This is a genomic window from Vibrio hepatarius (genome assembly GCF_043642085.1).
GTDB classification, from domain to species: Bacteria; Pseudomonadota; Gammaproteobacteria; order Enterobacterales; family Vibrionaceae; genus Vibrio; species Vibrio hepatarius_C.
In genome coordinates this window covers 1-24,141 of sequence record NZ_JBHZSA010000016.1, presented here as the reverse complement: position 1 = coordinate 24,141, position 24,141 = coordinate 1, and the positions used below count along the sequence as shown (strand labels likewise).

Annotated in this window: 21 protein-coding genes; 10 read left to right on the top strand and 11 right to left on the bottom strand. The window is 46.2% G+C overall.

Annotated features, from left to right (window positions below):
• Positions 1-137: 137 nt before the first annotated feature.
• From secB to epmA, 3 genes are all read right to left on the bottom strand, one after another.
• Positions 138-605, bottom strand: a complete 468-nt coding sequence (gene secB, locus ACHUFZ_RS19500; RefSeq protein ID WP_053441434.1) for a protein-export chaperone SecB — start codon at positions 603-605, stop codon at positions 138-140.
• A 157-nt stretch (positions 606-762) separates the two neighbouring features.
• On the bottom strand, positions 763-1,197 hold the full coding sequence (locus ACHUFZ_RS19495; RefSeq protein ID WP_394128444.1) for a rhodanese-like domain-containing protein: 435 nt from the start codon (positions 1,195-1,197) through the stop codon (positions 763-765).
• A 272-nt stretch (positions 1,198-1,469) separates the two neighbouring features.
• Complete coding sequence (gene epmA, locus ACHUFZ_RS19490; protein ID WP_394128479.1) at positions 1,470-2,441, bottom strand: elongation factor P--(R)-beta-lysine ligase; 972 nt, start codon at positions 2,439-2,441, stop codon at positions 1,470-1,472.
• A gap of 414 nt (positions 2,442-2,855) precedes the next feature.
• Between epmA and frdA the strand changes: the two genes are divergently transcribed.
• The 4 genes from frdA to frdD are packed head-to-tail and all read left to right on the top strand — an operon-like array spanning position 2,856 to position 6,215.
• Positions 2,856-4,676: a fumarate reductase (quinol) flavoprotein subunit gene (frdA, locus tag ACHUFZ_RS19485; protein ID WP_394128443.1), complete on the top strand. Its 1,821-nt coding sequence runs from the start codon at positions 2,856-2,858 to the stop codon at positions 4,674-4,676.
• Positions 4,676-5,440 (top strand): succinate dehydrogenase/fumarate reductase iron-sulfur subunit, encoded by a 765-nt coding sequence (locus tag ACHUFZ_RS19480; protein WP_053441438.1) that lies wholly within the window; start codon positions 4,676-4,678, stop codon positions 5,438-5,440. Before frdA ends, ACHUFZ_RS19480 begins: the two co-directional genes overlap by 1 nt.
• 1 nt (position 5,441) lies before the next feature.
• The gene (gene frdC, locus ACHUFZ_RS19475; protein WP_053441439.1) at positions 5,442-5,825 is read left to right on the top strand and encodes a fumarate reductase subunit FrdC; all 384 of its coding nucleotides are present in this window, start codon (positions 5,442-5,444) and stop codon (positions 5,823-5,825) included.
• A gap of 12 nt (positions 5,826-5,837) precedes the next feature.
• Complete coding sequence (gene frdD / locus ACHUFZ_RS19470) at positions 5,838-6,215, top strand: fumarate reductase subunit FrdD (protein ID WP_134836568.1); 378 nt, start codon at positions 5,838-5,840, stop codon at positions 6,213-6,215.
• 46 nt (positions 6,216-6,261) lie between these two features.
• On the opposite strand, the gene ACHUFZ_RS19465 is transcribed toward frdD, so the two are convergent.
• The 6 genes from ACHUFZ_RS19465 to priA form a co-directional block, all read right to left on the bottom strand.
• Positions 6,262-7,863 carry a BCCT family transporter gene (locus tag ACHUFZ_RS19465; RefSeq protein ID WP_394128442.1) on the bottom strand — a complete coding sequence of 534 codons (1,602 nt, stop codon included), beginning with the start codon at positions 7,861-7,863 and terminating at the stop codon, positions 6,262-6,264.
• A 282-nt stretch (positions 7,864-8,145) separates the two neighbouring features.
• Complete coding sequence (gene hslU / locus ACHUFZ_RS19460; protein ID WP_394128441.1) at positions 8,146-9,480, bottom strand: HslU--HslV peptidase ATPase subunit; 1,335 nt, start codon at positions 9,478-9,480, stop codon at positions 8,146-8,148.
• A gap of 51 nt (positions 9,481-9,531) precedes the next feature.
• On the bottom strand, positions 9,532-10,074 hold the full coding sequence (hslV, locus tag ACHUFZ_RS19455) for an ATP-dependent protease subunit HslV (protein WP_394128440.1): 543 nt from the start codon (positions 10,072-10,074) through the stop codon (positions 9,532-9,534).
• Positions 10,075-10,342: 268 nt separating this feature from the next.
• Positions 10,343-10,891 carry a cell division protein FtsN gene (gene ftsN / locus ACHUFZ_RS19450; RefSeq protein ID WP_394128439.1) on the bottom strand — a complete coding sequence of 183 codons (549 nt, stop codon included), beginning with the start codon at positions 10,889-10,891 and terminating at the stop codon, positions 10,343-10,345.
• Positions 10,892-11,008: 117 nt separating this feature from the next.
• Positions 11,009-12,016, bottom strand: a complete 1,008-nt coding sequence (cytR, locus tag ACHUFZ_RS19445) for a DNA-binding transcriptional regulator CytR (protein WP_053441444.1) — start codon at positions 12,014-12,016, stop codon at positions 11,009-11,011.
• A 354-nt stretch (positions 12,017-12,370) separates the two neighbouring features.
• Positions 12,371-14,572, bottom strand: coding sequence for a primosomal protein N' (gene priA, locus ACHUFZ_RS19440; protein ID WP_394128438.1), 2,202 nt, complete (start codon positions 14,570-14,572; stop codon positions 12,371-12,373).
• Between the two features lie 281 nt (positions 14,573-14,853).
• On the opposite strand from priA, the gene rpmE reads away from it, so the two are divergent.
• Positions 14,854-15,072, top strand: a complete 219-nt coding sequence (gene rpmE, locus ACHUFZ_RS19435) for a 50S ribosomal protein L31 (protein ID WP_053410189.1) — start codon at positions 14,854-14,856, stop codon at positions 15,070-15,072.
• A 256-nt stretch (positions 15,073-15,328) separates the two neighbouring features.
• Entirely contained in the window at positions 15,329-16,606 is a 1,278-nt protein-coding gene (locus tag ACHUFZ_RS19430) for a malic enzyme-like NAD(P)-binding protein (RefSeq protein ID WP_394128437.1), read from the top strand.
• A gap of 108 nt (positions 16,607-16,714) precedes the next feature.
• On the opposite strand, the gene metJ is transcribed toward ACHUFZ_RS19430, so the two are convergent.
• On the bottom strand, positions 16,715-17,035 hold the full coding sequence (metJ, locus tag ACHUFZ_RS19425; protein WP_004415993.1) for a met regulon transcriptional regulator MetJ: 321 nt from the start codon (positions 17,033-17,035) through the stop codon (positions 16,715-16,717).
• A 219-nt stretch (positions 17,036-17,254) separates the two neighbouring features.
• On the opposite strand from metJ, the gene ACHUFZ_RS19420 reads away from it, so the two are divergent.
• The 3 genes from ACHUFZ_RS19420 (at position 17,255) to metF (ending at position 21,942) form a co-directional block, all read left to right on the top strand.
• A complete protein-coding gene (locus ACHUFZ_RS19420; protein WP_394128436.1) occupies positions 17,255-18,421 on the top strand; it encodes an O-succinylhomoserine (thiol)-lyase in 1,167 nt (388 codons plus the stop codon).
• Complete coding sequence (locus ACHUFZ_RS19415) at positions 18,421-20,832, top strand: bifunctional aspartate kinase/homoserine dehydrogenase II (protein WP_394128435.1); 2,412 nt, start codon at positions 18,421-18,423, stop codon at positions 20,830-20,832. Before ACHUFZ_RS19420 ends, ACHUFZ_RS19415 begins: the two co-directional genes overlap by 1 nt.
• A gap of 219 nt (positions 20,833-21,051) precedes the next feature.
• Positions 21,052-21,942 (top strand): methylenetetrahydrofolate reductase, encoded by an 891-nt coding sequence (gene metF, locus ACHUFZ_RS19410; RefSeq protein ID WP_134836578.1) that lies wholly within the window; start codon positions 21,052-21,054, stop codon positions 21,940-21,942.
• A gap of 84 nt (positions 21,943-22,026) precedes the next feature.
• Here the strand turns inward: metF and zapB are convergent, their stop codons facing one another.
• Entirely contained in the window at positions 22,027-22,269 is a 243-nt protein-coding gene (gene zapB / locus ACHUFZ_RS19405; protein WP_394128434.1) for a cell division protein ZapB, read from the bottom strand.
• 312 nt (positions 22,270-22,581) lie between these two features.
• Here zapB and glpX point away from each other — a divergent pair, with 312 nt between their 5' ends.
• On the top strand, positions 22,582-23,589 hold the full coding sequence (gene glpX / locus ACHUFZ_RS19400) for a class II fructose-bisphosphatase (protein WP_394128433.1): 1,008 nt from the start codon (positions 22,582-22,584) through the stop codon (positions 23,587-23,589).
• The last annotated feature ends 552 nt before the right edge of the window (positions 23,590-24,141 follow it).

The window sequence follows — 24,141 nt, the reverse complement described above, 5'->3', positions numbered from 1 at the left end:
CATAAAATTAAAAATTAACACTAAGCGCCCAGTATTCGCTTGGCTATTGATGCCTCTAAACAAAAAATGCACATCGCGTCGATAATAGACACTCTGTGCATTTTTTACAGCTCCTCTGTTTAACAGAGGAAAATTAATTATGCTTCAGCTTGACCTTCTTGCTGAGCTTGCTGCTGTAGGTAGTTCATAAACAGAGCATCAAAGTTAACTGGTGCTAGGTTTAGTTGAGGGAACGTACCTTTAACCACTAGGCTTGAGATAGTCTCGCGAGCGTATGGGAACAGGATGTTCGGGCAGAATGCACCTAGGCAGTGTGCGAGTTGACCAGCTTCCATCTTATCAGCAGTGAAGATACCACCTTGCTGAACTTCACATAGGAATGCGTTTTCTTCAGCGTTCTTAACCGTCACTGTTAGACGTAGAACCACTTCGTATACACCTTCACCTAGTTCGCGGCTTTGAGTGTCTAGGTCCAGTTTTACATCTGGGTTCCACTCTTTTTGGAACATGTCAGGAGAGTTAGGCGCTTCAAAAGATACATCTTTTAGGAAAATACGTTGAATTGCGAAGTTCTGTGCTTCTTGTTGTGGTGCTGCTTCAGCCATTTTAAAAATCCTTTAATCCTGCATTAAATAGTCTTACTGGAGACTAACCGAGAGACGTTGCTATGACTAGGTTTCCGATAAAATTCGTGGAACTCTTCACATCTCTCTAAAACAAACGCTGATTTTTCAATCAGCGTGTCGATATTGGGTGCTGGAATTACTTCTTGCCTTTAACTAAAGGCATGTTTGCTTCACTCCAAGCGATCAAACCGTTTTTCATCAGGTTCACGTTTTCAAAACCTGCTTTTGCAAGAAGGTTTGCACTCTCTTGCGCAGTTTGACCAGTCTTACATACCACAATGATTGGGTCAGATTTGTGGTTTTCAAGGCTACCAAAGTTACCCGCTTTAATGTCTGACGGTAAAATGTGAACTGCATCCGTAATATGGCCTTTACGGAACTCATCTTTACTACGGATATCAACCACAACACCGCTTTCACGGTTCATTAGATGAGTTGTTTGTGCAGCGGTGATCTCTTTGTAAGCCGCTGTTGATGACTTAACGATGTTCATGATCAAGGCGACAACAAGACCTACCCAAACCACAGATAGAATCATGTTCTCTTGAAAAAATGCGATGTACTCTTGCATGTCCTGTGCTCTTTGATAATAAAGCCGCAACTTCCAATAAAAGGTTGAATGCCCAAAATAGTTGGAGCTACAGCTAGGCGACAAGTCAGTTCAGTCCTATGAGCATAGGGGCTCTATGTGATTAGGATGAATTGACGCCGTCAACAACGCTGTCGCTTCAAATATGAAGGGGATTGCGGCTCTAGGCTAAAAATTCAGTCTCGAAGTATAGCGAGGATAAGATGCCTAAGCGAGTCAATTACACGCAGAATAGGAATCTATTACACATTTCTCTACGCTCGTGGGAACGGAAATGCGGTTACTTGATCGATATGATCACAGCCGATCGTCAGCATAATCAATCGTTCGATACCAAGTGCTACGCCTGCGCATTCTGGTAAACCTGATTCTAATGCCGCAATGAGGTGATGATCGATCGGTTGAGGAGGCAATCCCATCTCTAGGCGTTTTGCGTTGTCTGACTCAAAGCGATTCAATTGTTCTTGTGGGTTATCCAGTTCATGGAAGCCGTTCGCCAGCTCAATACCTTTGAAGTAGACTTCAAAACGATCGGCAACGCGAGAGTCTTGCGGGTTAATCTTCGCCAACGCCGCTTGCGATGCCGGGAAGTCGTAAACAAATGCAGGCACGCGCTGACCGATTTTATTCTCAACGCCAATACTGAACAGTAACTGCAGCAAGGTATCACGGTCTTGCTCCGGCTCTGCGATATCACTTAAGCCCAGTGTCGCCGCGACTGCTTTTAGTTCGGCCATCGAACCTTCCAGCGGACACACTCCAAGAACATCAATAAATACCTGCTGATAGCTCATACGCTCAGCACAGCCACATTCAAGCACTAACTGCAGTAACGAATCCATTTCATCCATTAGCTTATGATGATCAAACCCCACTCGATACCATTCCAGCATAGTGAACTCTGGGTTGTGATAACGGCCGCTCTCTTCATTACGAAAGGCTTTATTGATTTGATAGATACAGCCACTCCCCGCAGCGAGCAGACGTTTCATATGGAATTCCGGGCTGGTCATAAAGTAGAGCTTGCGCCCATCCGCGTAACCAGGACCAACAAATTCCGTTTGAAAGGTATGCAGGTGAATGTCTGTCACTGTGGCATGACTCATCGCTGGAGTGTCGACCTCCAACACATCACGCTGTGCAAAGAACTGGCGGATTTTCGCCATAATATCGGCGCGTTGGCGAAGTTGCTTAACCGACGCGGTTGGTTGCCACTGGTTGTTCATCTTAAAAGATCTCATCTCTATATCTGGCGAGGAAAATAGCAAGTTTATTGATATTTGCCTAGCTTAATACTGCCCAGCAGCGGCATAAGATATTGTTCATAATTGAAGCAAGTAATTTACGTAGCACAGTACAAAAAACATCCTTTATTAACGCTGCTATCAATGCCAGTAATGTTACGTAACAGTGGCTTAACAAGCACTCAGTCCAGCAAAGACCTGAAACTATTCTTGCCGTGATTGCAGTCACATAACCTATATTTTTTATGCCCTTTGATGCACTACCGAAGCAAAAAGCTAAATAAATCAATTTTTCTGTAAATTAGCTCTTCTACACTAACCCTACCACTTTTGGGGTGTTTCCCCATTTTATTATAACAAGCGGAAGATTCCGCAATTTCACACTGGAGGATAACTGTGCAAATTATCACCACAGATATCGCAGTCATCGGCGCAGGCGGCGCTGGTCTTCGTACTGCTATTGCAGCAGCTGAAGCAAACCCTGACTTAGAAGTAGCACTGATTTCTAAAGTTTACCCTATGCGTTCTCATACAGTCGCAGCGGAAGGTGGCTCAGCAGCAGTTATCAAGGATGAAGATAGCCTAGACAACCACTTCAACGACACTGTTGGCGGTGGCGACTGGCTATGTGAACAGGACGTTGTTGAATACTTTGTAGAAAACGCGACTCGCGAAATGATCCAAATGGAGCAATGGGGTTGCCCATGGAGTCGTAAAGAGAACGGTGAAGTCAACGTACGCCGCTTTGGCGGTATGAAAGTTGAGCGCACTTGGTTCGCAGCCGATAAAACCGGCTTCCACATGCTTCACACCCTATTCCAGACATCAATGAAGTACGACAACATCAAACGTTTTGATGAGTACTTTGTGGTGGATCTACTTGTTGATGAAGGTGAGGTCCAAGGCCTGATCGCGATTCACATGTCAGAAGGTGAATTAGTTACCATCAAAGCAAAATCCGTTGTTCTTGCAACCGGTGGCGCAGGTCGTGTTTACCACTGTAACACTAACGGCGGTATCGTAACGGGCGACGGCATGGCGATGGCTTACCGTCACGGCGTTCCTCTACGCGATATGGAGTTCGTTCAATACCACCCAACAGGTCTTCCTGGTACAGGTATCCTGATGACCGAAGGTTGTCGTGGTGAAGGCGGTATCATCGTCAACAAGAACGGCTACCGTTACCTACAAGATTACGGCATGGGTCCTGAAACTCCAGTGGGCCAGCCGAAGAACAAATACATGGAACTGGGCCCACGTGACAAAGTTTCGCAAGCTTTCTGGCACGAACAGCAGAAAGGCAACACCATCAAGCACCCTCTTGGTGATGTCGTACACCTTGACCTTCGCCACTTAGGTGAAGAGTACCTGCAAGAGCGTCTACCATTTATCTGTGAGCTAGCGAAAGCTTACGTGAACGTTGACCCTGCAAAAGAGCCGATTCCTATTCGCCCAACGGTGCACTACACCATGGGTGGTATTGAAACTAACGGCGAATGTGAAACGCGCATTAAAGGTCTATTCGCTGTCGGTGAATGTGCTTCTGTTGGTCTTCACGGTGCAAACCGTCTTGGTTCTAACTCACTGGCTGAGTTCGTGGTATTCGGCCGCGTTGCTGGTGAACAAGCGGTGAAACGCGCAGCGGAATTCAAAGGCTGGAACGAAGAGTCTATCGCGGCTCAAGTAAAAGCGGTTGAAGAGCGCATCGCAGCACTGATGAACCAAGAAGGCGATGAAAACTGGGCTGATATCCGCACTGAAATGGGTCACACCATGGAAGCAGGCTGTGGTATCTACCGCCAAGAAGATCTGATGCAAGCAACCATCGATAAGATCACTGAGCTGAAAGCACGCTACAAAAACATCAGCATCAAAGACAAAGGCAAAGTGTTCAACACTGACCTTCTATACGCTATCGAAGTCGGCTACGGCCTTGAAGTTGCTGAAGCTATGGTTCACTCAGCAATCTTGCGTAAAGAGTCACGCGGTGCGCACCAACGTCTTGATGACAACTGCACTGAACGTGATGACGTGAACTTCCTGAAACACTCTCTGGCCTTCTTCAAAGAAGATTCAGCACCAAGTATCGACTACAGCGGCGTGAAGATCACTAAATCTCAACCAAAAGCACGTCTATACGGTGAAGCGGCAGAAAAAGCGGCAGCAGCAGAAGAAGCGGCGAAAGCGGCAGAGAAGAAAGCAGAGGAGCAAGCATAATGTCAGCGAATCGCATCCAAAAAGTAGAAGTTCTGCGCTATGACCCAGAGCAAGATGCAGAACCGCATTTTCAAACCTTTGAAGTGCCGTTTGATGAAACCATGTCAACACTTGATGCACTTGGCTACATCAAAGATAACCTAGATAAAGACCTATCTTACCGCTGGTCTTGTCGTATGGCGATCTGTGGTTCTTGCGGCATCATGGTTAACGGCGTGCCGAAGCTAGCTTGTAAGAGCTTCCTACGTGATTACCCAAATGGCGTTAAAATTGAGCCACTAGCAAACTTCCCAATTGAGAAAGACTTAATCGTTGATATGACGCCGTTTATCGAGCGCCTAGAAGCGATCAAGCCTTACATCATTGGTAACGACCGCAAACCTGAAGATGGCACTAACCTACAAACACCTGAGCAAATGGCCAAGTACAAGCAATTTGCTGGTTGTATCAACTGTGGTCTTTGCTACGCGGCATGTCCTCAGTTTGGTTTAAACCCTGAGTTTATCGGTCCTGCAGCACTAACGCTTGCTCACCGCTACAACTTAGATAGCCGTGATAACGGTAAAGCTGAGCGTATGTCACTGATCAACGGTGAAAACGGCGCTTGGGGTTGTACGTTCGTGGGTTACTGTTCTGACGTTTGTCCGAAGAACGTTGATCCTGCGGCAGCGGTTAACCAAGGTAAAGTTGAGTCTTCAATGGACTTCGTTATCTCAATGTTCAAGCCTGACGGCACACCAACGAAAACAGCAGAGGAGGCGTAAGATGAGTAACCGTAAACCTTACGTTCGTGAAGTAAAACGTACTTGGTGGAAAAATCATCCGTTTTACCGCTTCTACATGCTGCGTGAAGCAACAGTACTGCCACTGATCCTATTCACACTGTTCCTAACCTTCGGTTTAGGCTCATTAGTGAAAGGTCCTGAAGCATGGCAAACTTGGCTAAACTTCATGGCTAACCCAGTGATCATCGCGATTAACATCGTCGCACTCGCTGGTAGCCTGCTTCATGCTCAAACTTTCTTTAGCATGATGCCGCAAGTTATGCCGATTCGCCTTAAAGGTAAGCCAGTAGACAAGAAAATTATTGTGCTAACTCAATGGGCTGCAGTGGCATTTATTTCACTAATCGTCTTAGTCGTGGTGTAAGGAGCGTTAACGATGAAACCTAATTACTCTGTTGATAGAGCTCCAAAACGTTCTGATGAGCCAATCTGGTGGGGCCTATTTGGCGCTGGCGGCACTTGGTTTGCGATGATCACACCAATCACTATCTTAGTACTTGGTGTGCTAGCACCACTGGGCGTGATTAACGCTGAAGCGCTTAGCTACGAACGTGTGTCTGAGTTTGCCACAAGCATCATTGGTGCGCTATTTATCATTGGTACACTAGCACTACCAATGTGGCATGCAATGCACCGTGTCCATCATGGTATGCACGACCTTAAGTTCCACACTGGTCTAGTCGGCAAAGTCGCGTGTTACGCGTTTGCTGGTTTGATTACAGCATTGGCGGTAATCTTCATTTTCATGATTTAAGCTACCGCTTGATATAAAAATCCCTCGCCATGGCGAGGGATTTTTTTTATTTGAGTAAACGCTGTTGTTTGGCCATTTGATGAGCAAACTTGGGCGCCGCCCACAATGAAGGCAAAATAATGAATGATGCGGGAACGGCGGTGATGACGATGAAAGATTGCAAAGCAGAAATTCCGCCCTCTCCCATTGAGATTAACACAATCGCAATTGCCCCCATCACGATGCCCCAGAAGGTACGAATCAGCACGTTTGGTTGGCTGTCACCTGTCATCACCATGCTAATGGTGTAAGTCATCGAGTCACCAGTAGTGACGATAAAGGTGGTGGTCAAAATCAAAAACAGCACCGCCAATAGCATCGAGAACGGCAACTGTTGAGTGATCGCCAATAATACGCCCGGCAGATTAAAACCTTCAAAGCCTGCCTTGATACTGCCTGGATTAGCCAGTTCAAATGCTAAGCCACTACCACCAACAATGCTAAACCAGAAACAGGTAATAAGCGGAGCCACAATGCTGATGGCCAAGATCAATTGGCGAATGGTTCTTCCGCGCGAAATTCGAGCGATGAAGATCGCCATCATCGGTGCATAGCCAATAAACCATCCCCAAAAGAACACCGTCCACCAGCTAAGCCAGTTGGTATCACCACGATATAAAGCCATCGGCACAAAGTTATCGATCATTTGGCCCATGCCTTGGATGTAACCATCGACAATGAAGCTTGTTGGGCCGGCGATCAAAATAAACACCACCAACACCAGCGATAGAATGATGTTATAGCGACTAATAAGTTGCATGCCTTTGCTCAGGCCACTCAGTGCCGATAAGGTATAGGCTGCCATCGCCAGTAGCACAACCAGTGTCTGGGTCATCAACCCATCCGGAATGCCAAATAGCGCATTAACCGCATAGCTAATTTGCAAGCCGAGAAAACCAATCGGCCCAATCGTGCCGGCAGCCACAGCGATAATACTTAGCGCATCGACCGTATTACCAAACCAGCCATGCAGTGCACGTTCACCAAATAGCGGATAAAGCAAAGTACGCGGTTTAAGTGGTAAGCCTTTCTCGTAGTGAAGATACATTAAGACTATTGACGACAATGAACCTAAGATCGCCCAAGCCAAGAATCCCCAATGCATAAACGATTGAGAAAGTGCATTGATGGCCATATCGCGAGCTTCAGCTTGGCCATAAAATGGCGGCGGCGCGACAAAGTGTGCGATAGGCTCTGCCGCAGCCCAAAATACACCACCACCAGCGAGCAAAGTACATAGCAAGATTGAGAGCCATTTGAATGTGCCCACTTCCGGTTGCTCTAAGCCACCTAAGCGCACATAACCGGTCTGGCCTACTGTTAGGAACAGGCCAATCACGAAGTTAGCAAGAATTAACAGCTGCCAATAGCCACCGAAAAGTTGTGTTGCGTAACCAAAGCCAAGATTGACGAGATTCGTCAATAGCTGGGTATCAAACAGTGCCAGCAGCACAAAGATGGTTAGGAAGCTTCCGCTGATCCACAGTACTGGGTTAGACAGCTCTAGCTGAGAGCGTATGTTTACTTTGTTAGGTAGATGAAGTGAAGTGGTCGAGTTATCGACATCAGAAATGCAGGGGTCACCTGCCGCCAAACTGGCTCTAGACATTAGAGTCTCGCTTTTGCTGGCCCGATATTTCGGGTTAGGCGTGTTTCCCTCCCATTACAAAATAATGTGAGGATGATCATAAAAGCGCGCCATCATACAGAGAAAAAAGCTAATTGCACACCACATTCTCGATGTTTTTATATACAGATAGCTCCGATATAAAACAAAACACTATTCACCCGGACCCTAGCAAAACAAAATAATAACAGAAAAAACAATACCTTATATCGCTACAATAAAAAAGCCCGCTCAATTGAGCGGGCTTGCAAAATACATTGAGTTCTAAAGAATAAAGCGGCTTAGATCTTCATCTTCAATCGTATCGCCTAGTTTCGCTCTCACGTACTCAGCATCAATTGTCAGTTTAGAACCGGCTTTATCCGTCGCTTCGAATGAAATCTCATCCATTAGGCGTTCCATAACAGTATGCAAACGACGTGCACCAATGTTCTCTGTGGTTTCATTCACCGTCCATGCTGCTTCCGCGATCTGAGTGATACCTTCTTCAGTAAACTCGATATCGACTTCTTCGGTCTTCATTAGCGCAATGTACTGCTCAGTCAAAGACGCTTTAGGCTCAGTCAAGATACGTTTAAAGTCATTGCTTGATAGCGCTTCTAGCTCAACACGAATTGGCAGACGACCTTGCAGTTCCGGGATAAGATCCGATGGTTTCGCCACTTGGAATGCACCTGATGCCACGAATAGGATGTGGTCAGTTTTCACCATACCGTGTTTCGTTGACACTGTGCTACCTTCAATCAGAGGCAGTAAGTCACGTTGAACACCTTCACGTGATACGTCAGGACCTGAGCTTTCACCGCGCTTACAAATCTTGTCGATCTCATCAATAAATACGATACCGTTGTTTTCAACGTTGAAAATCGCCTGCTCTTTCAACTCTTCTTGGTTAACTAGCTTAGCGGCTTCTTCTTCGGTTAACGCTTTAAACGCATCTTTGATTTTTAGCTTACGCTTCTTCTTGGTGTCGCCCGCTAAGTTTTGGAACATACCTTGTAGCTGATTCGTCATCTCTTCCATACCAGGAGGAGCCATGATCTCCACACCCATCTGCGGTGCAGCAACATCGATTTCAATCTCTTTATCGTCCAGCTTGCCTTCACGTAGCTTCTTGCGGAAAACCTGACGCGTGTTTGATGAACTGTCATCTTGCTGTTCATTCTGACCCCAAGCATCACGTGCTGGCGGCAGTAGCGCATCAAGAATACGCTCTTCTGCTTGCTCTTCAGCGCGGAATTTCACTTTTTCCATCGCTTGCTGGTGGGTCATCTTAATCGCTACATCCGTTAGGTCGCGGATGATGGTTTCTACTTCCTTACCAACGTAACCCACCTCAGTAAACTTAGTCGCTTCAACCTTGATGAAAGGTGCATTCGCCAGCTTAGCTAGACGACGAGCAATTTCTGTTTTACCCACACCCGTTGGACCAATCATTAGGATGTTTTTTGGTGTTACTTCGACACGCAGGCTCTCTTCAAGCTGCATACGACGCCAGCGGTTACGTAGCGCGATCGCTACAGAACGCTTTGCATTTTCTTGGCCAATGATATGGCGGTTAAGCTCATGAACAATTTCGCGAGGAGTCATTTCAGACATAATTCAATTCCTTAAATTCGATTAGCACTATCTTTGCTTTTAAGCCGTTACTTACTCTGCTTGAGCAGCCGGAATTTCTAGTTCTTCGATAGTGTGGTGATGGTTGGTGAATACACAGATATCACCCGCAATGGTCAGTGATTTCTCTGCAATTTCACGTGCATCTAATTCTGTATTTTCAAGCAGTGCGGTTGCGGCCGCTTGGGCAAAGTTACCACCTGAACCGATCGCAATAAGATCATTTTCAGGCTGAACCACATCGCCATTACCAGTAATGATCAAAGAGGTGGTTTCATCCGCAACAGCCAGTAGCGCTTCTAGTTTGCGCAGGGCACGGTCACTGCGCCAATCTTTCGCCAGCTCCACCGCAGCTTTGGTCAGGTGGCCTTGGTGCATTTGTAGCTTGCTTTCAAATTTCTCAAATAGAGTGAAGGCATCAGCCGTACCACCAGCAAAGCCCGCTAGAACTTTGTTATTGTAGAGGCGACGCACTTTGCGCGCATTGCCCTTCATTACTGTGTTACCCAGAGATACTTGTCCATCACCAGCGATGACGACTTTGTTATTACGACGTACAGATACAATGGTAGTCACGAGTAGGGCCTCATAGTTATTTTAATCTCAGTGTTAAAAACTATATGAGGTTATAGATGGAGGAATTCAAGGGGGAAGAAGGAGCTGCAATTGACGAGAAATGCTTTTTATCCAGTCACCCTCAAGAGCGAGGTACGAGTGAGTTGGGGATCTATTCAACTAAGACTGTTAACTTAAGAGATTCCCTACTCCTTCCTTCGTCAGTCTATGGAATGACAGCGGATAAGCAGCCAATAAAAAAGCGAGCCATATAGCTCGCTTTTTCTAATTACTGCGTTTCTTTCCAAATTGCACAAGGCTCGATTTTGGCACGCTGCAGTTTATGCTTATCTCGCTCTGCATCACGCTTAAACTTGTAAGGCCCTAGTACAACGCGATACCAACTACTGCCTTCTTTCTTGCGCACTTGGCTATTAATACCTTGGAAGGCAATATCCAGTTTACGTGCTTCCGCTTGCTGAGCATTTTTGTACGCACCGCACTGCATGATGTATGGAATCTCCGACACAACTTGCTCTTTCGCCTTCACTTCAACTTCACGGCTCGGCAAGCTATCAACGTAATCCCACTTCTCTTCAGGAGGCGGCGGCAATTTCGCTTGTGGCTTCGGTTTCGGCTTAGGTTTGACCGGTTGTGCTACCGGAGCCGGTGGCTCGGGATCCGTACTGAGAAGATATAAACCATAGCCAAAAACACTCACAAGCAGTACAGCAAGCAAACCACTACGCCAAGGTTTACGGCGAGGAGCACTCTTCTTCTTTGCTGGCTTGCGGCTATTACCACCACGGCCTCTTTTTACGTAATCTCTATTTGCCACGACTAAACATCAATAAAGTTGGTTACTACTTCCGATATGTTAATCCAGATTGTCGCTGGATGACAGCGTAGATATGGAAGCGGCGCATCAAAATGCGCCGCTTGAAAACATCTAAGATTACAGAACTCTAGGCGGAGCTGCACTCTCTCTGACTACTAACTTAGTCTCAAGTAAACGCGAACCCGCACGTACATCATGACCACGTAGTAGCTCAAGCATCATCAACATGGCTTGGCGGCCAATCTCATAACGCGGTTGTGAGATCGTCGTTAACGGTGGATCACAGTATTGAGCAAAGTGAATATCATCGAAGCCAACAATAGAAAGATCTTGAGGAACTCGTAAACCAAGCTTCTTCGCTTCTTGAATCGCACCAATGGCCATTGCATCGTTATGACAGAACACCGCAGTTGGTGGCTCAGGCAACGCCAGTAGTTGACGAATCGCTTTCGCCCCAGCTTCAAAGGTAAAGTCGCCATAAGTACAGTAGCTGGTCGTCATTGTGATACCCGCACGACGCAACGCTTGTTGATAGCCTTGGTGGCGGAACTGACATAGTGTTGCTGATTCTGGACCGGAGATCTGCGCTACGCGCTTGTGCCCCATCTGAGTTAAGTAATTGACTGCTTCAAATGCTGAGGTGAGGTTATCGATGTGCACCGTTGGCAGTTCTAGCTCAGGTGCAAACTCACAAGCCATCACCATAGGTGGGAGATTCTTCTGCTCAGGTTTACTGACATCAAAAGGAAGATCAGTACCTAGCAGTAACATGCCATCCGCTTGCTTAGTAAACACTAAGTTCACAAATGAACTTTCTCGTTTCTTTTGTTGCCCACTATCGCCCAGTAGAACAATGTAGCCATGTTCCATAGCAGCGTCTTCGATACCACGAATAATCTCGGTATAGTATGGGTCACAGATATCTGGAATGATTGCGATAATTGTTTTGGACTCATTGCGGCGTAAGTTACGCGCCAGTGAGTTTGGTGAATAACCAGCTTCTAAAACAGCGTCTTCGACTCTTTTCCGTGTTGCTGAAGATACCTTTTCTGGATTCATTAGCGCACGTGAAACCGTCGCTGTTGAAACTCCCGCAAGCTGGGCAACATCCTTCATTGTCGCCATATTTTCTTAACCCTCTTCATTTCCTAAATTGGCAGCCTAGTTGCCACCTAAACCTAATGAATTGCATCTAAATCGTCCCGCGAACGACCTGACGTAACGTAGGCTAAAACACCTATCTTCTGTATTTAATTACAACGCAAACGTTTTACTCGCCAACTATCGTTGAAAAATAAACTATTTGCACATGACCTAGTGTATTCATTTCAAGGAGTAAAGTTACGGGAGATTTAACAAAATAGGCAGCCAGTGAGAGATCTTAATCACAAATAAATGAAAAAATTCTGCATATACATTTATCAAAAGCCAAAAGAGTGCGGTTTAGCGCCACTCTCCTTCCAACTCTAACTGACTTGATCAACTGAGATCTTGCGGCTCAATATCGAGGGTCCAACGCACTTTTTTTGCATGCGGGAGCATTTGAATCACAGGCTTAGCGCTTGCAAGTAACTTTTGCATTGTTGGACGACTCTGAGTCTGGAGTAATAACTGCCAACGATACTTACCAGCCCTTTTCGCGAGCGGTGCTGGTGTTGGGCCTAACACCTGACAAAAATCATCAAACAACGGATGAGCTTCCAAGGTATGGCGAACTTGACGCAAAAACTCTTCCACCATTTCTGATTGGTTCGCTTCCGCTCTAAATAGGGTCAAGAAACTGTACGGCGGTAATTGCGCTAGTTTTCTTTCTTGCAAGGCGGTATCGGCAAAGTGGCGATAACTCTTGGTCAATAAAGCCTGCAATAAGCTGTGTTCTGGATGGTGAGTTTGTAATACCACCTCACCCGGTTTGCTCGCACGCCCAGCTCGACCTGCAACCTGAATAAATAGCTGAGCTAAACGTTCCGAGGCGCGAAAATCACTACTGTAGAGTGAGCCATCAACATCAAGAAGTGCCACTAGGGTAACATCAGGAAAGTGGTGACCTTTGGCCAACATCTGGGTACCAATCAGGATCTGATATTCCCCATTTCGGATCGCACCAAGCGCACTCTCTAAGCTGCCTTTACGGCGAGTGCTATCACGGTCGATACGAATAGTTTTATATTCAGGGAACAGCTCTGCTAACTGGGTTTCCAGTTGCTCCGTCCCTACGCCGACCGTGACTAGATGCGTCGAGCCACAACCTTGGCACTGGTGAATAATCGGCTGCTGAGACCCACAGTGATGACAACGAATTTCATTGCTGTATTGGTGGTAGGTGTAATAGGCATCACAGCGTTTACACTCTGCAATCCAACCACATTCATGACACATCAAAGCAGGTGAGAAGCCACGTCGATTGAGAAACAGCATCACTTGGTTGCCCGCTTTAAGGTGCTTACGCATTTCGGCAATTAAAGGGGCAGACAGACCACTTTCAAGGTAGAGACCTTTCACATCGAGGACTTTATTAGTGGTCGGTGTCGCATTACCAGCGCGAGATGAGAGCACCAAATGATGATACTTACCCGCTAAGGCGTTATGCAGCGTTTCTAACGCTGGTGTTGCAGAGCCTAATACAATTGGGATCTGCTCTTTATTCGCCCGCATCACCGCCACATCGCGCGCATGATAACGTAAGCTGTCTTGCTGCTTGTATGAGGCGTCATGTTCTTCATCGACGATAATGATGCCCAGATTAGCAAAAGGGGTCAGCAGCGCAGAGCGGGTACCAATCACGATGCCGCAGGCATTATCACGCGCGCTAAGCCAAGCATTCAAACGCTCGGTATCGTTAAGACCCGAGTGGATTACCTCAACGGGGACATCAAAACGTTTTCTAAAACGGTTAATCGTTTGTGGGGTTAGACCTATTTCAGGCACAAGAACCAAAGCTTGCTGACCTTTTTCCAAAACAGGTTTAATGAGGTTTAGATAGACCTCTGTTTTACCCGATCCTGTCACCCCTTCTAACAGATAACAGCCAAACCCTTCACCACTATTTACCGTGGCAATAGCGATGGCTTGTTCCGAGTTGAGCTTAGGCTTGTCAACATTGGCTTCAACGTGCTGACGCCAATCTCGAATAACGGGCTTAGTTTCAAGCGACTCAATCCAATCTTTTTCACTGAGTGATTTGAGCACCGAAGAGGAGACTTCCTCATCAATAAACCTTTGGTGCGGCAGCGCGCCTGCTTCAAGCATGTGCATCACCTTAGCTTGCTTAATCGCTCGACCAAAGCCTTGCATTAACTGATCGCGCCCTGCCGGGGTCAGTTGCCACTCCACCAGCGTAGCAAAGTCAGCTGGCTTGCCTTTACGCAGTGCACTTGGCATCGCATTGAGTAGCGTGTCACCCAATGGGTACTGATAAAACTGGCTGCACCAAAGCAATAATGAGTAAAGCTTTTCAGGCCAGACTGGTTGGCTATCGAGAACTTGCTTAATCGGTTTAAGCTTATCAAGGCTGAACTCAGACTCATTGGCAAACGCAGTCACCACGCCCACTAACGTCTGACGACCAAAAGGTACCGACACTCGCCCACCTATTACCGGAAATAGGTGACTTGGAATCTGGTAATCAAACTGTTTATCGAGTGGCACAGGTAACGCTACTCGGGCTATCAAAGGTCGCATTGTTTGGCAAAAAAGCTCGCTGGAAGGAATCGATAATTAGTCTAAGGGAAAAGCCTTGCAGTGGAAAGAGAGGCGCAAAAGTCTGTCAAAAACAATAATGGCTAAAAAAGTAGCAAGTTTGTTTCCAAATCGGTTGATCCTAACGCACGTATTCATTACTATATCGCGCCTTAGGATATGGCTCGCTTTATGGCAGCGGTATCCAAGATAATTTTTTATTAACTACGTGTGGTGTCCGGCTTAGATTCGGATAGCGACACGGCCTATTTAGAGGTTCTCCCATGAAAACTGGTATCCACCCAGAATACAAAGCAATCAAAGCTACTTGTTCTTGCGGTAACTCTTTCGAGTTCAACTCAACTCTAGCTAAAGATTCTATCCACCTAGACGTATGTGACAAATGTCACCCATTCTACACTGGTAAGCAACGTATCGTAGATACAGGCGGCCGTGTTGATCGCTTCAACAAGCGTTTCGGTGCTCTTTCAAGCAAGAAGTAATTTCTTCGACTTGATTGGAAAAAAGGACGCTCAGGCGTCCTTTTTTGTTTTCTGCTACCGACCAAATTGCTATTTTTCAGAGTAATCTATTACTAAATTTTAGATTCGCTAGCCATATCTCTATTCATCTGGTCTTATCTCCAGTCATTTACCGCATTTTATTGCTTTAGCTCGCATTCTGACCTATGCAGCTTGACTTAGTTACTCTAAAATGGATTTCCCCATTATTTATAATTAATAACGAGTACCTACACCCATGTCAGACGACAATCGCCAAGAATTATCCCCAGAAGAACAATTCCGCCAACAAGCACTGGACTACCATGCTTACCCTACTCCAGGAAAAATCGCTGTCGCACTAACGACTCCAGCTGAAACAGCTAAGGATCTCGCACTAGCATACAGCCCAGGCGTGGCAGAACCTGTACGTGAAATCGCGCAAAACGCCGATAACGTTTACAAGTACACTTCGAAAGGAAATATGGTTGCGGTTATCTCAAACGGCACTGCCATTCTTGGTCTAGGTAACTTAGGTCCTCTAGCATCAAAGCCTGTAATGGAAGGTAAATCACTTCTATTCAAACGTTTTGCAGGTCTAGACTCAATTGATATTGAAGTAAAACACCGCACTATCGAAGAGTTTGTTGATACAGTGGCAAACATCGCCGACACCTTTGGTGGTATTAACCTTGAAGACATCAAAGCACCTGATTGTTTTGAAATTGAAAAACAGCTTATCGAGCGTTGTGATGTACCTGTGTTCCACGATGACCAACACGGTACGGCGATTGTAACGGCTGCAGGTATGCTTAATGCGATTGAGCTACAAGGCAAAAAATTAGAAGAAGCGACAATTGTGTGTCTGGGTGCTGGCGCTGCTGCTGTTGCGTGTATGGAGCTATTGATCAAATGTGGCGCAATGCGCGAAAAGATCTACATGCTTGACCGTAAGGGTGTCATTCATACTCGTCGTGACGATCTGAACGAATACAAACAGCTATTCGCCAACAACACCGATAAGCGCACACTAGAAGACGTGATTGAAGGAGCAGATCTGTTCTTGGGTGTATCGGGTCCTAACCTACTGTCACCAGAAGCACTTAAGCTAATGGCAGACAAACCTGTTGTATTCGCATGTTCGAACCCAGATCCAGAGATCAAGCCAGAGCTCGCTCACGAAGTTCGTGACGATCTAATCATGGGCACAGGCCGTTCTGACTACCCGAACCAAGTTAACAACGTACTTTGTTTCCCATTCATCTTCCGTGGCGCGCTTGACGTACGTGCAAGTGAGATTAACGACGAAATGAAGCTGGCAGCGGTTGATGCAATTCGTCAACTAGCTAAAGAAGAAGTGCCAGTTGAAGTACTGACGGCGGCAGGCGTTGATGCGCTTTCATTCGGTCCTGGTTACATCATTCCAAAACCAATGGATTCGCGCTTACTACCTCGCGTAGCTAAAGCGGTAGCTCAAGCTGCAGTTGACTCAGGTGTTGCGCGTATCGAAATGCCAGAGAACTACATGGAAAGCTAATCCGTTTTCATCACGGATAATAAAAAACCGCTCTCCAATGGACAGCGGTTTTTTTGTATCTATTCAGTATTGGCTCACAGCGAAAAACTAAGGTGCTTGTGGTTTTTATTATTCTTCGTCAAACGCTTCGAATTCAATACCCATCTCTGTCATCAGTTTTTTCACTTCTGCAGGAATATCGTCTGGGCGATCTTTACGTAAATCTTCATCCGTCGGCAATGGTTGGCCTGTGTAAGCATGAAGAAATGCTTCACACAATAGCTCGCTATTAGTTGCGTGGCGGAGGTTATTAATCTGACGGCGCGTACGCTCATCAGTCAATACCTTCAATACTTTCAATGGAATAGAAACGGTAATCTTCTTTACTTGTTCGCTTTTCTTTCCATGTTCAGCATATGGGCTTATGTATTCGCCATTCCAATCTGCCATTGCGCACCTTTTGTAAATATTTATGTTTGAAATTAGAAAGCGCAATTTTAGCGGGATTTATGGCCATAAGCAAAGACATATAGACGTCTAGAAGTGTTGACGGCCACAAAAATGACAAGTAAAGTGAACAGATATGGGATTGGAATAACATATATCTAACAACCAACAGGTATAGCGTATTCCCTACTAGAAGTCACTAAAGTTCGAAAGGAAACACTTATGAGCACCCGCAAACCAGCCACAATCGCGGTACGTACTGGTATCGAGTCTGACACTCAGCATCACGCAGTTGTTCCACCAATCTACCTATCGACCAACTATGGCTTCCCGGCATTTGGCGAAGTACCAAAATACGACTATACCCGCTCAGGAAACCCAAACCGTGGTTTACTTGAAACCGCTCTGTTCGAGCTAGAGTCTGGTAAAGGCGCTGTCGTCACTAACTGTGGTACCTCAGCACTTAACCTTTGGGTATCTGCTTTCTTAGGTCCAGACGATCTTATCGTGGCACCGCATGATTGTTACGGCGGAACCTACCGTCTATTCAACACCCGCGCTAATAAAGGTGATTTTAAAGTCGAGTTTGTTGATCAGTCCGATCAGCAAGCCTTCGCCGCCGCTATCGCAAAAAAACCAAAATTAATTCTGTTAGAAACACCTTCAAACCCACTCGTACGTGTGGTTGATATTGCGAAGGTGTGTCAACAAGCCAAACAAGTTGGCGCTTTGGTTGCCGTCGACAATACTTTTTTGACACCTGTGTTCCAAAAGCCTTTAGAGCTCGGCGCTGATTTTGTTATTCACTCAACAACTAAATACATCAACGGCCACTCTGATGTGATTGGTGGTGTGGTAATCACTAAAACTGAACAACACGCTGAAGAGTTAGCTTGGTGGGGTAACTGTATTGGTGCAACCGGCACACCATTTGATAGCTATATGACTCTGCGCGGCATTCGTACGTTAGGCGCGCGTATGAAAGTGCACGAGGAAAGCTCAAGTAAGATTTTAAACTACCTACAAACTCAAGAGTTAGTCGGTAGCATCTACCACCCAAGCCTGCCGGATCATCCAGGTCACGAGATTGCTAAAAAGCAGCAGTCAGGTTTTGGTTCAATGCTCAGTTTTGAGTTTGCTGGTAGCTTTGACCAGTTGAAATACTTTGTTGGTGAACTAGCTCTGTTCTCACTCGCCGAGTCACTTGGTGGTGTCGAGAGCCTAATTTGCCACCCTGCCTCTATGACCCACCGCGCAATGGGTGAAGAAGCACTTGCCGAAGCTGGGGTATCACAGCAACTGCTACGCTTGTCAGTCGGTTTAGAAGATGCTGATGACTTAATTGAAGACCTTCAGCAGGCGTTTGCTAAAGCTAAGGAGGCATTCTAATGTCTATCGAGCGTCAGCTACATAAATTTGGTGGTAGCAGCTTAGCAGACCCAGAGTGCTACCGCCGAGTGGTGGGAATTCTCAAAGAATACTCAAAGCCTGATGACCTGGTTGTAGTATCCGCAGCTGGGAAAACAACTAACCGCCTAATCGCCTTTTTAGAAGCACTGAGTAAAGATGGCCGTCTTGCCCATGAAGAGCTACAAAGCCTGCGTCAATTCCAAGTTGAGTTAGTCGAAGCGCTACTTAATGGTGAAGAGCGCGAGCAACTGTTAGCAACACTGCGTGATGAATTTAGCACCCTTGGCGAGCTTACCTCCCCGCTAACAGAAGCTGAAAAAGCAGCGGTTCTTGGTCACGGTGAAATGTGGTCATCTCGCCTACTGTCTGCTTTGCTTAATCAAAACGAATTACCATCTGTAGCCCAAGATGCTCGCGCATTCCTTCGCGCAGAAGCAGGCACTCAGCCAGAAGTTGAATTTGGTACTTCTTACCCCTTGATTAAAGAAGTCCTCGCACAGCATTCCCACCACCGTATCGTCATTACTGGCTTTATGGCTCAAGATAGCCAAGGCCATACCGTACTGCTTGGCCGTAACGGTTCCGATTATTCAGCAACGGTTATCGGCGCATTAGCGGAAGCAAGCCGTGTGACAATTTGGAGCGATGTTGCCGGTGTTTACAGTGCAGACCCGCGTTTAGTCTCTGATGCTTGTCTACTACCTTTACTGCGTTTAGATGAAGCCAGCGAATTGGCACGTTTAGCTGCTCCGGTTTTACACAGCCGTACATTGCAGCCTGTCGCGCAAAGCACTATGGATCTGCACCTACGTTGCAGCTACCAACCAGAGTCGGGCTCAACCCGTATTGAACGTGTGCTGGCATCAGGCCGCGGGGCCAAAATCATTTCATCACTTGATGAAGTGCTCTTAATCGAACTTAACTTTGCTTCTGGTCACGACTTCCAACGCGTAGAAAATGAGGTACTAAGCTGCCTTAAGCGCGCGCAGCTTGAGCCTCTCACCTATGAATCTCAGCCCGATCAGCAATGTCTACGTTTAGCCTATACCGCAGAGATCGCTGGCGGTGCTCTAGAGTATTTACAAGATGCCGCGATTGAAGCCGAAATTAAGCTTAAAGAAGGCTACTCAATGGTGGCAGCCGTTGGCGCTGGCGTAACAACCAATGCCAATCATTGCTACGGTTTCTACCAGCAGCTAAAAAATGCACCAATTGAATTCATCTCTGAGTCGTTGTCTCGCTTAAGTTTAGTCGCGGTACTACGTACTACGGATACCAACCCTCTGGTTAAATCGATTCATAGCCAACTGTTCCAAGCGCAAAAGCGTGTTGCCATCGCGCTATGTGGCAAAGGCAATATCGGTTCAAGTTGGATTGACCTGTTTACTGAGCAGAAAAATGAACTGGAAAAACGCCACGGCATGAACTTCGAACTAGTGGCGGTTGTGGATAGCCAAACCTATTGGTTCGACTCAGACGGTATTGATGCAAGTAAAGTGGCAGCACACTTTGATGAAGAGTCAGTCAGTCACGAGGGCAGCAACTGGATAGAAAGACTAGGTGCTCTGCAAGGTTACGATGATGTCGTTGTACTTGATGTGACGGCAAGCCAAACGCTAGCGGGTCGCTATCTTGAGATTGCCGAGCAAGGCATGCACTTAATCTCAGCGAACAAAGTCGCAGGTTCAGCTTCAAGTGAGTATTATCATCAAGTACAAGATGCGTTTGCGAAAATTAATCGTCATTGGTTATACAATGCTACGGTTGGTGCCGGCCTACCAATCAACCATACCGTGCGTGACCTGCGCGAAAGTGGTGATGACATTACCGCACTTTCAGGCATCTTCTCAGGAACACTCTCATGGTTATTCCAACAATATGACGGCACGATTCCATTTGCAGAGTTGGTCGACTTAGCTTGGCAACAAGGCCTTACTGAACCAGATCCACGCAGTGATCTCGATGGTTCTGACGTAATGCGTAAGCTGGTCATCCTAGCGCGTGAATCTGGGCTTTCGTTAGAGCCAGAATCAGTCAAAGTTGAAAGCCTAGTTCCTGCAGAGCTTGCCGGTGTCTCATTAGATGAGTTCTTAGATAAAAGCCAATTACTCAGTGAGCTACTCGCAGAGCGCCTAGAAAAGGCCCAGCGCGATGATAAGGTCCTAAGGTATGTTGCACGCTTAGAAAAGAATGGAACGGCTACAGTAGGCGTGGAGGCGCTAAATAAAGAGCACGCTTTAGCCAATCTGTTACCATGTGACAACATCTTCGCGATTGAGAGTAAATGGTACAAGGATAACCCACTAGTTATTCGTGGTCCTGGTGCAGGCAGAGAAGTCACCGCTGGCGCAATTCAATCAGATCTCAATCTTCTTTCTAGCTTACTTTAAGTAACATAGGCGCAGTCATCACTGCGCCTAATACCTTTCCTCTCTCTACATTAATCGATTTCAACTCAACTTGAACTCTACTCATAATTAACTTGAAAAAAATTCATAGCCGTACGGTTGACATTAAATCGTATTCAATACATTCTGTAGACATATAGACGTCTAAACGTCGATTGGGATTTTTGAGTTTTTGGCACTGATGGCCACAGGGAGAGTAAGATGGGATACACACACGCCAGTCATATTGACGCTTTAAATCAGAATATCGCTGAACTGTCTGACAATATCAATGTGTCATTTGAGTTTTTTCCGCCAAGCAGTGAAAAAATGGAAGAGACTCTATGGAATTCAGTACACCGCTTAAAAACTCTCAAACCTAAATTTGTTTCTGTTACTTACGGCGCAAACTCAGGTGAGCGCGATAGAACTCATTCCATCATCAAAGAAATTAAAGATCAAACCGGTCTAGTAGCAGCACCGCACCTAACCTGTATTGATGCTTCGCGCGAAGAACTGATCCAGATTGCTGATGATTACTGGGCAAATGGAATCCAAAGCATTGTTGCTCTGCGTGGTGATATTCCAGCGGGTGGCGGCGCTCCTGAAATGTACGCATCTGATCTAGTCACGCTACTGAAAGAGCGTCATGACTTTGATATTTCCGTTGCAGCTTTCCCAGAAGTACACCCTGAAGCGAAAAGTGCTCAAGCTGACCTACTAAACCTAAAACGTAAAGTGGACGCTGGTGCTAACCGTGCAATCACCCAGTTCTTCTTTGATGTTGAAAGCTATCTACGCTTCCGTGACCGCAGTGTTGCTGCTGGTATCGATGTCGAAATCGTACCGGGCATCCTTCCTGTATCGAACTTTAAACAGGCTTCACGCTTCGCTGCGATGAACAATGTAAAGGTACCAGGCTGGATGGCACAACAGTTTGAAGGGCTAGATGATGATCCAACGACACGCCAGCTTGTTGGTGCTAGCCAAGCAATCGATATGGTACGTACTCTAAGCCGTGAAGGTGTGAAAGACTTCCACTTCTACACCCTTAACCGTGCAGAGATGACTTACGCACTTTGTCATACATTGGGTGTTCGCCCACAAGGCTAAGCTACGCCTTCAAAAAAAACCTTTCAAAACAAAAGGGCCGAACACAATGTTCGGCCCTTTTAGTCTGTTCAAGTAAAGTATGACTTACTCTACTTCATCCATTTTACCTAGTAGATTACGGATGCGCTCTTGCCATGCAGAGTGCTCTTGTTGCATCTGCTGTGCTTTCTGCTCAAGATCTTCACGGTTTGCGCGTAGTTCATTGGCTTCAGTAGCTAGCTTTTCTTTTTCTTCTTTAAGCTCTTCAACTTCCATCTGTAGAAGGGCAATAGTATCTACTGCAGTTTGGATTTTAGTTTCTAGTTGTTCTAGTACTTCAAAAGACATCTTAGCCTACCTATATTTATTCGGATAAGGGTTTTGGCCACTAATGTACCAAAACCTATTTTGTTCCATTCTACTCAGCCGAGAGCTGATAAACACTCCCTATATTTGATATTTTGCACCATTCGGTCAAAAAAACAGCGCAAATTGACAATCACCTTACATCTAGGGAGCGGGTTAATCTCAATGACCAATTTAACTCACTAGATTGATGTAGTTCAATGGTGGCGCAATTAAAAAAGCAAACGTTTCCTTCTTGATATGCTAAAATTCGGCCGTTTTTATTTTTCTCTTTCCTTGAATTTTGGAGTCATCATGAAACGCGATTTAGCAATGGCATTTTCTCGAGTTACCGAAGGCGCAGCACTAGCTGGTTACAAATGGCTTGGTCGAGGCGACAAAAATGCAGCTGATGGTGCAGCCGTGGAAGTTATGCGCACCCTACTCAACAAAACAGAGATCAGCGGAGAGATCGTGATTGGTGAAGGCGAGATCGATGACGCGCCAATGCTCTACATCGGTGAACAAGTCGGTATTGGTGGTGATGAAGTCGACATTGCAGTAGACCCAATTGAAGGAACGCGCATGACAGCTATGGGTCAATCGAATGCCCTTGCTGTACTGGCTGCAGGTGAGAAAGGAAGCTTCCTCAAAGCACCAGATATGTACATGGAAAAATTGGTTGTAGGCCCTGGCGCAAAAGGATGCATTGACCTAAATAAGCCACTAAAAGAAAACTTAGAGAACATTGCTAAGGCGCTAAACAAGACACTAGATACCTTGGTTGTGATTACCTTAGCTAAGCCTCGCCACGATGACGTGATTGCACAGATGCAAGCAATGGGCGTAAGAGTATTTGCGGTGCCTGATGGCGACGTTGCAGCGTCTATCCTTACGTGTATGCCGGACAGCGAAGTCGATGCGATGTACTGCATCGGTGGCGCTCCAGAGGGCGTAGTATCTGCAGCGGTTATTCGCGCACTAGATGGTGACATGCATGGTCAACTTCTTCCACGTCATGAAGTGAAAGGCGACAGCGAAGAAAACCGTATCTATGGTGCTGCTGAGTTGAAACGCTGTGAAGAGATGGGCGTTAAAGCCAATGTTGTACTAACGATGGAAGATATGGCTCGCAGTGATAACGTTGTTTTCGCCGCAACAGGGATTACTAAAGGCGATCTGCTTGAAGGCATCACCCGCCAAGGTAATATTGCGACTACCGAAACACTATTAATTCGCGGTCGCTGCCGTACCATTCGTCGTATTAAGTCAATTCACTACTTAGAGCGTAAAGATCCTGAAGTTAGAGATATTATTCTTTAATAGGACAATAGCAAGAATAATCAGAAGGTCAGCATTAGCTGGCCTTTTTTGTTGCTGAGAAACGAGAAATTATGGAAGGGTAGCGCTTAGGGTCAGCCCAACTTGGTCTCAATAAGTTAGCAGTCGTGGGATCAACAGCAGGAGAGACCTGAAGCAAGCCGAGAACTTATAGAGATTCCCGACTCACTCCTTCGTTGTTCAATGGAATGACAATGTGTCTGTCGAAGGTCGAGGAAAAGCAATCTCGTAGTTCCAAGAAGTGTTACCGAGGACTGAGACTATTCCTTGGCCCTTAAACGCCAAAAGCCCGTTGCGTTAGCAACGGGCTTCTATACGACGAAAGCCTAGTCGTAAGACGAGACTTTCTAAATAAGTGGCGGGGCGGCCGGGCTTGCGCTCAAGCGGGACTCGTTGGTCGCAGACCAAATTAATCTTATAGATACGAAAAAGCCCTAGTATTTCTACTAGGGCTTTGTCTAAATAAGTGGCGGAGCGGACGGGACTCGAACCCGCGACCCCCGGCGTGACAGGCCGGTATTCTAACCAACTGAA

Excerpts from the sequence above, each read along its gene's own strand:
- secB (WP_053441434.1), bottom strand. The coding sequence starts at position 605 with ATGGCTGAAGCAGCACCACAACAAGAAGCACAGAACTTCGCAATTCAA.
- ACHUFZ_RS19495 (WP_394128444.1), bottom strand. The coding sequence starts at position 1,197 with ATGCAAGAGTACATCGCATTTTTTCAAGAGAACATGATTCTATCTGTG.
- epmA (WP_394128479.1), bottom strand. The coding sequence starts at position 2,441 with ATGAACAACCAGTGGCAACCAACCGCGTCGGTTAAGCAACTTCGCCAA.
- ACHUFZ_RS19480 (WP_053441438.1), top strand. The coding sequence starts at position 4,676 with ATGTCAGCGAATCGCATCCAAAAAGTAGAAGTTCTGCGCTATGACCCA.
- frdC (WP_053441439.1), top strand. The coding sequence starts at position 5,442 with ATGAGTAACCGTAAACCTTACGTTCGTGAAGTAAAACGTACTTGGTGG.
- frdD (WP_134836568.1), top strand. The coding sequence starts at position 5,838 with ATGAAACCTAATTACTCTGTTGATAGAGCTCCAAAACGTTCTGATGAG.
- ACHUFZ_RS19465 (WP_394128442.1), bottom strand. The coding sequence starts at position 7,863 with ATGTCTAGAGCCAGTTTGGCGGCAGGTGACCCCTGCATTTCTGATGTC.
- hslU (WP_394128441.1), bottom strand. The coding sequence starts at position 9,480 with ATGTCTGAAATGACTCCTCGCGAAATTGTTCATGAGCTTAACCGCCAT.
- cytR (WP_053441444.1), bottom strand. The coding sequence starts at position 12,016 with ATGGCGACAATGAAGGATGTTGCCCAGCTTGCGGGAGTTTCAACAGCG.
- priA (WP_394128438.1), bottom strand. The coding sequence starts at position 14,572 with ATGCGACCTTTGATAGCCCGAGTAGCGTTACCTGTGCCACTCGATAAA.
- rpmE (WP_053410189.1), top strand. The coding sequence starts at position 14,854 with ATGAAAACTGGTATCCACCCAGAATACAAAGCAATCAAAGCTACTTGT.
- ACHUFZ_RS19430 (WP_394128437.1), top strand. The coding sequence starts at position 15,329 with ATGTCAGACGACAATCGCCAAGAATTATCCCCAGAAGAACAATTCCGC.
- metJ (WP_004415993.1), bottom strand. The coding sequence starts at position 17,035 with ATGGCAGATTGGAATGGCGAATACATAAGCCCATATGCTGAACATGGA.
- ACHUFZ_RS19420 (WP_394128436.1), top strand. The coding sequence starts at position 17,255 with ATGAGCACCCGCAAACCAGCCACAATCGCGGTACGTACTGGTATCGAG.
- ACHUFZ_RS19415 (WP_394128435.1), top strand. The coding sequence starts at position 18,421 with ATGTCTATCGAGCGTCAGCTACATAAATTTGGTGGTAGCAGCTTAGCA.
- metF (WP_134836578.1), top strand. The coding sequence starts at position 21,052 with ATGGGATACACACACGCCAGTCATATTGACGCTTTAAATCAGAATATC.
- zapB (WP_394128434.1), bottom strand. The coding sequence starts at position 22,269 with ATGTCTTTTGAAGTACTAGAACAACTAGAAACTAAAATCCAAACTGCA.
- glpX (WP_394128433.1), top strand. The coding sequence starts at position 22,582 with ATGAAACGCGATTTAGCAATGGCATTTTCTCGAGTTACCGAAGGCGCA.